The organism is Actinoplanes sp. NPDC051633 (assembly GCF_040681735.1).
GTDB lineage: Bacteria > Actinomycetota > Actinomycetes > Mycobacteriales > Micromonosporaceae > Actinoplanes.
The window spans coordinates 1-11,133 of record NZ_JBFAZH010000129.1; the positions used below are offsets into that span (position 1 = coordinate 1).

Sequence of the window (11,133 nt, forward strand, 5' to 3'; positions counted from 1 at the left end):
GGAAGGGCAGGATCGGCGTCGCGTACGTGGACACGCCCGACGGGCGGGCCGCGCTGGACGAGGCGGCCAAGCTGGCCCGGCGCATCCACGATCGACGGTGAGCTGCCGCCGCAGGGCGAGCTCAACGCGGTCGACCGCTGGGTGCTGTCCCGGCTGCAGCACGTGATCGCCGAGGTGGACGAGGAGTTCGGCGGGTACGAGTTCGCGAAGGTGTGCGACACGCTTTACCACTTCGCGTGGGACGACGTCTGCGACTGGTACGTCGAGCTGAGCAAGCCGGTGCTCGCGGCCGGCGGCCCCGAGGCGGACAAGACCCGGCGGGTGCTCGGGCACGTCCTCGACCAGCTGCTGCGGCTGCTGCACCCGGTCATCCCGTTCGTGACCGACGAGCTGTGGACCGGGCTGACCGGCGGCCGGACGGTGGTGACCGCGGCGTGGCCGGTGGTCGAGCCGGGCCGCGTCGACGACGCCGCCGAGGAGGAGCTGACCGCCCTGCAGAAGGTGGTGACCGAGGTGCGGCGGTTCCGGTCGGACCAGGGGCTGCGGCCCGGCCAGCGGGTGAGTGCGGCGCTGACCGGCCTCGGCAACCTCGGCATCGACACGCACGAGGGGCTGATCCGGTCGCTCGTGCGGCTGGACGCGCCGGTGAACGGCTTCACGGCCACCGCCACGCTGGCGGTGACCGGCGGCGTCACCGTCGACCTGGACACCCGGGGCACGATCGACGTCGCCGCCGAGCGGGCCCGGCTGGAGAAGGACCGTGCGGCCGCCGAGAAGGAGGCCGCGCAGTGCCGGGCGAAGCTGGGCAACGAGGCTTTCGTGGGCAAGGCGCCCGAGCAGGTCGTCACCAAGATCAAGGACAGGCTGGCGACGGCCGAGGCCGATCTCGCGAGAATTACGGCGGCCCTGCAGGCGTTGACGTCCTCGTGAGCGAATACAAAGAGGTGGAGGCCGCGCTGCTCGGGCGCGGCTTCACCCGCATGGCCTTCGACCTGCAGAAGATCCGGGACCTCATGGACGTGCTGGGCAGCCCGCAGCGGGCGTACCCGGCGATCCACCTGACCGGGACCAACGGCAAGACCTCGACCGCCCGCATGATCGACTCGTTGCTGCGGGCGCACGGCGTGCACACCGGGCGCTACACGAGCCCGCACCTGGAAACCGTGCGTGAGCGGATCAGCCTGGACGGCGATCCGGTGTCGGAGGAGCGGCTGGCGGCGGTCTACGACGAGGTCGCGCCGCTGGCCGAGCTGATCGACGCGCGGGTTTCCGAGCCGCTGACCTACTTCGACATGACGACCGCGATGGCGTATGCGGCGTTCGCCGACGCTCCGGTGGACGTGGCCGTGGTCGAGGTCGGCCTCGGCGGCGAGGAGGATGCGACCAACGTCATCGAGGCCGGCGTCTGCGTGATCACGCCGATCGGGCTCGACCACACCGAGTGGCTCGGCGACACCATCGAGGACATCGCCTGGGCGAAGGCCGGCATCATCCACCAGGGCGCGACCGTGATCAGCGCGATCCAGACCGAGGAGGCGATGCGCCCGATCCTGGAGCGCTGCCTCGAGATGAACGCGACGCTGGCCCGCGAGGGCAGCGAGTTCGGGGTCGTGCAGCGCGACATCGCGGTCGGTGGGCAGATGCTCACACTGCAGGGCCTGGGCGGTGTCTACGAGGAGGTGTTCCTGCCGCTGTTCGGCGCGCACCAGGCGCAGAACGCCGCGCTGGCGCTCGCCGCGGTCGAGGCGTTCCTCGGCGCCGGCAAGGACAAGCAGCTCGAGGTCGAGGTGGTGCGCGAGGGCTTCGCGACGGTGGACTCGCCCGGCCGGCTGGAGCGGGTGCGCAGCGCGCCGACGATCCTGCTGGACGGCGCGCACAACCCGCACGGCATGGCCGCGACGGTGTCGGCGCTGGAGGAGGAGTTCACGTTCCGGCACCTGGTCGCCGTGGTGGCGGTACTCGGCGACAAGGACGCGGCCGGGCTGCTGGACCTGCTCGAGCCGATCGCGGCGCGCATCGTCGTGACCCGCAACAGCTCGCCGCGGACGATGCCGCTGGAGGAGCTGGAGCAGATCGCGGTGGAGATCTTCGGTGAGGACAGGGTGACCGTCGCGCAGACGATGCCCGACGCGATCGAGGAGGCCGTGGTGATCGCCGAGTCCGACACCGACGGCGAGCTCAGCGGCGTCGGCGTGCTGATCACCGGGTCGATCGTGACGGTCGCGGACGCGCGGAAACTGCTCAAGCGATGACGGGGGAGGAGCCGCGCAGGTCCGGGTTGCGCAATCCGCAGGCGGCGGTGCGTGGGCTCGGCGCGGGCACGCTGGCCCTCGAGGCGATCGTGCTGCTGCTGGCGATCCAGCCGATCCGGATCTCCGGCGGTGACCTGAGCGGCTGGGGCATCGGCGTGGTGGTGGCGCTGGCGGTGCTGTGCGCACTGGTCGCGGGCATGATGAAGCGGTCCTGGGCGTGGCATGTGGGCACGGCCCTGCAGGTGTTGCTGCTCGCCGCCGGGCTGGTGCACTGGTCGCTGGCCGCGCTCGGCCTGATCTTCGGCGCGGCCTGGGCTTACGCCACCTACGTGCGGCGCAGCATCCTGGGCTGAGCCGGCAGCATTGGATCCGGCCTACCGGATGGCCCGCCACTGGGTGACGGCGATGTTATGGCCGTCGGGGTCGTAGAAGGTGGCCGCCCACAGCTCCAGCTTGTCGCCGCGGTTGACCGGGCGCGGGCCGTGCAGGAACTTGACGCCCTTGGCCTTGAGTTCGTCGTAGACCGCGTCGACGTCGCCGACCTCGAGGTTCAGGTAGATCAGGCGGCCGATGTCCGAGGCCAGTGAATGGACGGTCCGCAGGACCAGGCGGGTGTCGCCCGAGGCCAGGACGGCGCTGCCCGGGCCGTTGTCGATCTGGTGGAAGCCGAGGGTGTCGCGGTAGAAGTCGGTCGACCGGTCGAGGTCGGTAACCAGGACGGTGATGCCCACGCCGTGGATGGCTCCGGCCGGGCCGGGGCGGGCACTCGGGTACGCGGTGATGAGGTCGTCGGTGCGGTCGTCGGGCTGGTAACCGCCGCCCTCGAGATCGGCCCACGGCCGGCCGGAGCGCGGCTCGATGCCCGACTTCTCGGACTTCGGCTTCTCGGACTTCGGCTTCTCGGAAGATGGCTTCTCTGAGTCCGGCTTGATGGCGGCCGCCCCGACTCCGACCGCCGAGCCGTTGACCGGCTTGTGGGACTCATCGGCCGGCGGGGTGTCCAGGCCGCTGATGATCGGTGACGACGCGGCAGATGTGTCGGCCTCGTCGTCCGGGGTGGTTACGGCCGGGTGGGCTCCGGAGAACACTCGACGCTGATCCGGATCAGCGTCCTGGTCATGGGTGGGCGGGCTGGCCGCGGTGCTGCCGGCGACCCACGGACGGCCCGGCGGCTCGGCGTCGGCGGGTGGGGCGATGAGGCCCTCGTCCATGGCCTGGCGGGCCTCCGGGCCTAACTCCGGTGCCGGCTCGGGATCAACGATCAGCGGAAGGTCCGCGGCATCGTCGTGGCCACCGGAGTCCGTCGGGTCCGCGGCGGGGCGTCGATCGTCCAGAGGGAGATCAATGTCGTCGTGGTCGGGCGCGTCGCCGGCACGCTGCTCCGGGACCACACCGGGCGGTGGTGTCGCCGGAGCCGGGGTCGCGCCGGCGAATTGGGCCGCCGTGAAGTCATCCGAGGTGGGCTCGGACGGCCGGCGAGGGCGTGGGCTCGGACGCCGTCGGGGCGGGTCGGCGGGCGGATCCGGCTCGACCGCCGCCTCCTGCTCATCGTCGTCGTCCTCGACGATCGCCGTCGAGGCGGCGGACGACTCGGCGGAGGGCTGGGCCGCCGATGCGGTGGAGGGCTCGTCCGCGGGCTGAGGTGCCGGCGTGTCGAGACCGGGGGAAGCAACAGGGGAAGCGGCAGGCGAATCAGCGGGGGAAGCGGCGGGCGGGCGCGGGGCGCGCTGGGGGAGGACACGCGGGACGTCGTCCTCGTCGACCACCTGGCCCTCGACGACCTTGCCGCCCGGCGTGTCGTGCACGACGACCGCGCTCGGGCGCAACTCCTCGTCGGCGTACTCCGGGTAGTCCGGGGCGGGCGAGGACGGCTCCGCCGGACCACGGCCCCAGGAGCGGTCGCGATTGGCCCACGGCGGCGGCTCCGGATCGCCCAGCAGGTCGTCGTCGAGGAACTCGTCGGCCGGCTCGAAGCTCGGCGGCGGCGGGTCGCCGTCGTCGCTGCGGTCGTCGACCTGCGACCAGTCGATCCGCACCCGGCGCATGTCGTCGACGTCCACCGTGATCGGCAGCGTCTCGCCCGGCTGCGGCCACTTGCCCACCGGGATCCGCGGGTCGCGGACCAGCACCTCGGTCACCGTCAGGCCCGGCGCGACCACCACCAGCTGCAACTCGGCCCGGCCGTACGCCCCCGAGGCGGGCGGCTCGGAGATCGCCTTGACCTGGCCGTGCCCGGCCACCCAGGCCCGGGCGCCGCGGCGCACCACGTTCACCATGCCCAGCGCGATGGCCAGCGCCAGCAGCGCAGCGCCCAGCGCGACGATCGGCCAGCTGGACAGGCCGAGGCCGAACACCATCACGAAGACCGCGAAGGTGCCCAGCACGGCGGCGACGAGCTTGCGCGCCGGCGCGACGGGTCGGCCGGTTTGGTTCGCCACAGTGGACCTCCTGGTTGCTTCCACCCAGGCTATTCGGCGGCGTGGGTGGAGCGAAAGTGCGGTTACCGGAGGTTGCGGCGCACCGCGCGGACGGTACCGATAGGCTGACATTCCGCGTGTCATCACCTGGGAGGACTGTCGTGACCGAGCGCTCGCTCGTCTTGATCAAGCCGGACGCCGTGCGCCGGGGCCTGGTCGGGGAGATCATCGGCCGGTTCGAGCGCAAGGGGCTCACGGTCGACGCGATGGTCCTGCGCTCGATGGATGCCGTCCTGGCCGACCAGCACTACGCCGATCACGTGGAGAAGGCGTTCTATCCGCCGCTCAAGGAGTTCATGACCAGCGGGCCGCTGGTCGCGGTCGTGCTCTCCGGCGACGAGGTGATCGAGGTGGTCCGCGCGATGATCGGCGCCACCGACGGGCGCAAGGCGGCGGCCGGCACGATCCGCGGCGATCTCTCGCTGTCGAACCGCGAAAACCTGGTGCACGCGTCCGACTCGCCCGATTCGGCGAAGCGCGAGCTGCAGCTTTGGTTCCCCGACCTGGGCTGAGTTCACCTCGTGGTCATGTCGAGCCGATAGGCCATCATCATGACCTCGATCAATCGACGCACGCTGCTCCGGGCCGGGCTGGCCGGCGGCGTCGCGAGTACCGTCGCGGGCGCACCCGCGTTCGCGTTCCAGCCCTCCGGACGGCCGGTCCTCACCCATGGCGTGCAGAGCGGTGACGCGACCGCGAGCGAAGCGGTGGTGTGGACCCGCGCCGACCGTCCCGGGCGGATGTGGGTGCAGGTGAGCAGACGCCCCGATCTCAAGGGCGCCAGGATCGTGCGCGGCCCGGTGGTCACGCCGGAGACCGACTTCACCGGCAAGGTGCGGTTGCGCGGCCTGCCGGCCGGCGAGCGTCTGCACTACCGGGTGACCGTGGAGAGCCTTGACCGGCCCGGCCTGGTCAGTGCGGGTCTGCGCGGCAAGTTGACCACGGCGCCGACGCGGCGCGATGACATCCGGTTCGTCTGGACCGGCGATGTGGTGGGTCAGGGCTGGGGGATCGACCCGGCGTACGGGGGTCTCAAGCTCTTCGAGTCGATGCGCCGGCGGCGGCCGGACTTCCTGCTGCACAGCGGCGACACCGTGTACGCGGACGGCCCGCTGCTGCCATCGGTGACGCTGCCCGACGGCCGGGTCTGGACCAACCTGGTCACCGAGGAGAAGTCGAAGGTCGCCGAGACGCTCAAGGAGTTCCGGGGACAGTACGCGTACAACCTGCTCGACGACGCGTACAAGCGGTTCGCGGCCGAGGTGCCGCAGATCAACCAGTGGGACGACCACGAGGTGACCAACAACTGGTATCCGGGCGAGGTGCTCGACGACGCGCGGTACACCGAGAAGCGGGTCGACGTGCTCGCGGCGCGGGCGCACCGGGCGTACCACGAGTGGGTGCCGACCCCGCGGTCGCAGGGCGCCGTCCACCGCAAGCTGAGCTACGGCCCGCTGCTGGACGTCTTCGTGCTGGACATGCGCACCTTCAAGGACGTCAACGACGGCAACACCTACGCCGACCCGAACCGCGGCCTGCTGGGGCGTGAGCAGCGGGAGTGGCTGATCCGCGGGCTCGAGCGCAGCCGGGCCACGTGGAAGGTGATCGCCAACGACCTGCCGCTCGGCGTCGTGGTGCCGGACGGCGCGACGGCGCAGGAGGGCGTGGCGCAGGGGGACCCGGGTGCTCCGAAGGGCCGCGAGCTGGAGTTCGCCCAGGTGCTGCAGTCGGCCCACCGCGCCGGCGTGACCGGCATCGTCCTGCTCACCGCGGACGTGCACTACACCGCGGCCCAGCACTACGACCCGGCGCGGGCGGCGATCCAGGACTTCACGCCGTTCTGGGAGTTCGTCTCCGGACCGGCGCACGCCGGCGCCTTCGGGCCCAACGCGCTGGACGGCACCTTCGGGCCGCGGCTCGCCTACAGCCACGTGCCGCCGGCCGCCAACACGTCCCCGGCCGAGGGCTTCCAGCACTTCGGCGAGGTGAACATCGACGGGCGATCCGGCGCGTTCACCGTGCACCTGCGCGACCGCGAGGGCGCTTCGCTCTGGAGCACCACCCTGAAACCCGCGTAATGGAATCAGGTGGCGGCCGGTATCGTTGTCTCCGCAGGAAACGAATGCGGGCGACGAACCGGCCATCACCGGGGAGCTTCCGGAAGAACGGGCGAGAGCCTCACTAGAACCGGGCGGACGACCGACACGCGCAGACGTCGGTGAACGAGCGGGCGGTGTGACAGCCGTCAAGCGAGGTGGTACCGCGGGCCTGAGGCTCGTCCTCGCAGTCATGAGAGCTGCGAGGAGACATGGTGTACCCGAAGCACACTGACGCCGCCGGCGTGCCGGCCAGCCCCGACCTGCCCGCCGTCGAGGAGGCCGTGCTCGAGCACTGGCAGGCCGACAAGACCTTCGAGGCCAGCGTCGACCAGCGCCCGGCCGGCACGGACGGCAGCAACGAGTACGTCTTCTACGACGGCCCGCCGTTCGCCAACGGCCTGCCCCACTACGGGCACCTGTTCACCGGATACGTGAAGGACGTCGTCCCGCGCTACCAGACCATGCGCGGCCGGCACGTCGAGCGCCGGTTCGGCTGGGACACCCACGGGCTGCCCGCCGAGGTGGAGGCGGAGAAGCAGCTCGGCATCACCTCGAAGGCCGAGATCGTCCAGCTCGGGGTGGCGCAGTTCAACGAGGCCTGCCGCCGGTCCGTGCTGACCTACACCCAGGACTGGGAGCGCTACGTCACGCGCCAGGCCCGCTGGGTGGACTTCGCCAACGACTACAAGACCCTGGATCCGGACTACATGGAGTCCGTGATGTGGGCCTTCAAGACCTTGAGCGACAAGGGCCTGGTGTACGAGGGCTTCCGGGTGCTCGCCTACTGCTTCCGCTGCGAGACGCCGCTGTCCAACACCGAGACGCGGATGGACGACGTCTACCGCGACCGGACCGACCCGGCGCTGACCGTCCGGTTCCGCCTCGAGACGGGCGAGGACATCGCGGTGTGGACGACCACGCCGTGGACGCTGCCGTCCAATCTGGCCCTCGCCGTCGGCCCCGACATCGAGTACGCGGTGCTCGAGAAGGACGGCCAGAAACTGCTGCTGGGGGACGCCCGCGTTTCCGCGTACACGAAGGAATTGGACGGTTTTGAACGGGTCGGCACGGTCCTCGGCCGTGAGCTGGTGGGCCGCCGATACACGCCGCTGTTCGACTTCCTGGTCGAGCCGGCCGGGCCGAGCGCGTTCCAGGTGCTCGGCGCCGACTTCGTGACCACCGAGGACGGCACCGGGGTCGTGCACATGGCGCCGGCGTTCGGCGAGGACGACCAGAACGCCTGCAACGCGGCCGGCATCCCGACGATCGTGACCGTCGACGACCACACCCGCTTCACCTCGCTGGTCCCGGACTTCCAGGGCCTGCAGGTCTTCGACGCCAACAAGCCGGTGATCAGCGTGCTCAAGGAGCGGGGCGTGGTGCTGCGGCACGACGGCTACACGCACTCCTACCCGCACTGCTGGCGCTGCGACACCCCGCTGGTCTACAAGGCGGTGTCGTCGTGGTTCGTCGCGGTGACGAAGTTCCGCGACCGGATGGTCGAGCTCAACCAGGAGATCTCCTGGACGCCGGCGCACATCAAGGACGGCTCGTTCGGCAAGTGGCTGTCCAACGCCCGCGACTGGTCGATCTCCCGCAACCGGTTCTGGGGTTCGCCGATCCCGGTGTGGAAGTCGGACGACCCGCAGTACCCGCGGGTCGACGTCTACGGCTCGTTCGCCGAGCTGGAGAAGGACTTCGGCGTGAAGGTCACCGACCTGCACCGGCCGTACGTCGACGAGCTGACCCGGCCCAACCCGGACGATCCGACCGGCAGGTCGACCATGCGCCGGGTGCCCGAGGTGCTGGACTGCTGGTTCGAGTCGGGGTCGATGCCGTTCGCCCAGGTGCACTACCCCTTCGAGAACAAGGACTGGTTCGAGCACCACTACCCGGGCGACTTCATCGTCGAATACATCGGGCAGACCCGCGGCTGGTTCTACACCATGCACGTGCTGGCCACCGCCCTGTTCGACCGGCCCGCGTTCCGCAACTGCCTGAGCCACGGCATCCTGCTGGGCGAGGACGGCCGGAAGATGTCCAAGACCCTGCGCAACTACCCGGACGTCTACAAGGTGTTCGAGTCGCACGGCTCGGACGCGATGCGCTGGATGCTGATGTCCTCGCCGGTGCTGCGCGGCGGCGACATGCCGGTCACCGAGACGGCGATCCGCGACGCGGTGCGGCAGGTGCTGCTGCCGCTGTGGAACGTCTGGTACTTCTTCAGCCTGTACGCGAACGCGGCCGGCGTCGAGGCCGGCGCCGCCCGCAGCGAGCACCTCCTCGACCGGTACATCCTCGCCAAGACCGGCGAGCTGGTCGCGGACGTGCGACGGCAGATGGACGAGTACGACATCTCGGGCGCCTGCCAGTCCGTGCGGTCCTACCTCGACGCGCTGACCAACTGGTATGTGCGCCGGTCCCGCGACCGCTTCTGGGCCGGCGACCAGGACGCGTTCGACACCCTCGCCACGGTGCTCGAGGCGCTCTGCCGGGTGATGGCCCCGCTGGCGCCGCTGACCACCGAGGAGATCTGGCGCGGGCTGACGGGGGAGCGGTCGGTGCACCTGACCGATTTCCCCTCGGTGGACGCGTACCCGACCGATCACACGCTGGTCGCCTCGATGGACGCCGTCCGGGAGGTGGCCTCGGCGGCGCTGTCGCTGCGCAAGGCCAAGGGGCTGCGGGTGCGTCTGCCGCTGGCGAGGCTGACCGTGGCGACCGTCGACGCGCCGGCTCTGCAGCCGTTCCGCGACCTGCTGGCCGACGAGGTCAACGTCAAGGACGTGGTCTTCACCGACGATGTCGCCACCTACTGCGAGCAGGTGTTGACGGTCGTGCCGCGCGTCCTCGGGCCGCGGCTCGGCAAGCAGGTGCAGCAGGTGATCAAGGCGGTCAAGTCGGGCGACTGGGAGCTGGTCGACGGCGCGCCGGTCGCGGCCGGCATCACCCTGCAGGAGGGGGAGTACGAGCTGCGGATGGTCGCCACCGACGCGGAGAACTCAGCCGCGCTGCCCGGCGGCGTGGTCGTGCTCGACACGGCGGTGACCCCCGCGCTGACCGCCGAGGGCGTCGCCCGCGACCTGATCCGGGTCGTCCAGCAGGCCCGGCGCGAGAAGGATCTCGACGTGTCCGACCGGATCGACCTGACGCTGTCGGCGTCGGAGGCGGTCCGGGCGGCGGTCGACACGCACCGCGACTTCGTGTCGGCCGAGACGCTCGCGACCTCGCTGAGTTTCGGCGACGTGGCCGGCGGGTTCGGCGGTGAGGTCGGCGACGGCGAGGCGGTGACCGTACTGGTGGCAAAGTCGAGATGAGTTCAGCGAGGTGATCGTGCTTCCGGTCCGTTAACCTCATGTCGCCCCCATGTCACGCCTGATCCCCTCCGGAGCGCGAATTGCCGCTGCTGTACTCGTTCGGCAAGATCACTGTCGGTAACGCGATGATTCTCGGCTGGCGGCCCAAGGTCGAAGGCCTCGAGAACATCCCGCAGACCGGCGGTGCGATCTTCGCGGGCAACCACCTGTCCGTGGCCGACGAGCTCTTCCTCGGTGCGGTGGTGCCGCGACACCTCGCCTTCTGGGCGAAGTCGGAGTATTTCCACGGCGCCGGGCTTCGCGGCCGGTTCAACCGCTTCATCATGGAGGGCCTCGGCGCCATCAAGGTGGAGCGGGCCGGCGGCCGGGCGGCGCTGACCGCGTTCGACGGCGCGATCCCAGTGCTCAAGGCCGGCGACTCGGTCGCCATCTATCCCGAGGGCACGCGCTCGCCGGACGGTCGCCTCTACCGCGGCCGCACCGGCGCGGCGCGGCTCGCGGTGGCCGCCGGGGTGCCGCTCATCCCCGTCGGGGTGATCGGCACCGACAAGGTGCAGCCGATCGGCCAGCCCTACCCCAAGCCGGTGGGCTGGGGGAAGGTGACGATCAAGTTCGGCAAGCCGATCGACACCGAGGGCCGTCCCGACGACCGCACCGCGCTGCGGGTGCTCACCGACGAGTTGATGAGCGAGATTCAAAAACTCACCGGCCAGGAGTACGTGCCCAGGTACGCGCCGGCGAAGAACCCGTCGCCGTAGAACCCGTCGCCACAGTGCTCACGGGGCTCGGCTGCCGCGGGCCTTCTCCTGCTCGACCAGCGCGTCGAGATCCTTGAGGCGGCCCAGCCCCCGCAACGGCTGCCGCATCCGGTGGTTGTTCCGCAGCTTGGCCTCGTTGCGCTCCAGGAAGGCCCAGTATCCGGCGGTGAACGGGCAGGCGTCGTCGCCCACCCGCACCGCCGGGTCGTACCGGCAGCCGCCGCAGTAGT

General features: G+C 70.8%; 7 protein-coding genes and 2 pseudogenes. 7 read left to right on the forward strand and 2 right to left on the reverse strand.

Annotation, left to right across the window (positions count from 1 at the left end):
• Window positions 1-78 precede the first annotated feature (78 nt).
• The 3 genes and pseudogenes from AB0M20_RS10575 to AB0M20_RS10585 form a co-directional block, all read left to right on the forward strand.
• Window positions 79-930 (forward strand): annotated as a pseudogene (locus AB0M20_RS10575) (class I tRNA ligase family protein); the annotation flags it as partial.
• A gap of 50 nt (window positions 931-980) precedes the next feature.
• Window positions 981-2,252: a folylpolyglutamate synthase/dihydrofolate synthase family protein gene (locus tag AB0M20_RS10580; RefSeq protein WP_364296673.1), complete on the forward strand. Its 1,272-nt coding sequence runs from the start codon at window positions 981-983 to the stop codon at window positions 2,250-2,252.
• Window positions 2,249-2,605, forward strand: coding sequence for a DUF4233 domain-containing protein (locus tag AB0M20_RS10585; RefSeq protein ID WP_364296661.1), 357 nt, complete (start codon window positions 2,249-2,251; stop codon window positions 2,603-2,605). Before AB0M20_RS10580 ends, AB0M20_RS10585 begins: the two co-directional genes overlap by 4 nt.
• Window positions 2,606-2,626: 21 nt before the next feature.
• Here AB0M20_RS10585 and AB0M20_RS10590 read toward each other — a convergent pair whose 3' ends face one another.
• A complete protein-coding gene (locus AB0M20_RS10590; RefSeq protein WP_364296663.1) occupies window positions 2,627-4,690 on the reverse strand; it encodes a VOC family protein in 2,064 nt (687 codons plus the stop codon).
• Window positions 4,691-4,830: 140 nt separating this feature from the next.
• On the opposite strand from AB0M20_RS10590, the gene ndk reads away from it, so the two are divergent.
• The 4 genes from ndk (at window position 4,831) to AB0M20_RS10610 (ending at window position 10,903) form a co-directional block, all read left to right on the forward strand.
• Complete coding sequence (gene ndk, locus AB0M20_RS10595; protein ID WP_364296665.1) at window positions 4,831-5,241, forward strand: nucleoside-diphosphate kinase; 411 nt, start codon at window positions 4,831-4,833, stop codon at window positions 5,239-5,241.
• Window positions 5,242-5,280: 39 nt separating this feature from the next.
• Complete coding sequence (locus AB0M20_RS10600; protein WP_364296667.1) at window positions 5,281-6,807, forward strand: alkaline phosphatase D family protein; 1,527 nt, start codon at window positions 5,281-5,283, stop codon at window positions 6,805-6,807.
• A gap of 230 nt (window positions 6,808-7,037) precedes the next feature.
• Window positions 7,038-10,145 (forward strand): isoleucine--tRNA ligase, encoded by a 3,108-nt coding sequence (gene ileS, locus AB0M20_RS10605; RefSeq protein ID WP_364296669.1) that lies wholly within the window; start codon window positions 7,038-7,040, stop codon window positions 10,143-10,145.
• A gap of 80 nt (window positions 10,146-10,225) precedes the next feature.
• Entirely contained in the window at window positions 10,226-10,903 is a 678-nt protein-coding gene (locus AB0M20_RS10610) for a lysophospholipid acyltransferase family protein (RefSeq protein ID WP_364296671.1), read from the forward strand.
• Between the two features lie 18 nt (window positions 10,904-10,921).
• Here the strand turns inward: AB0M20_RS10610 and AB0M20_RS10615 are convergent.
• Window positions 10,922-11,133, reverse strand: a pseudogene (locus AB0M20_RS10615) (cryptochrome/photolyase family protein); the annotation flags it as partial.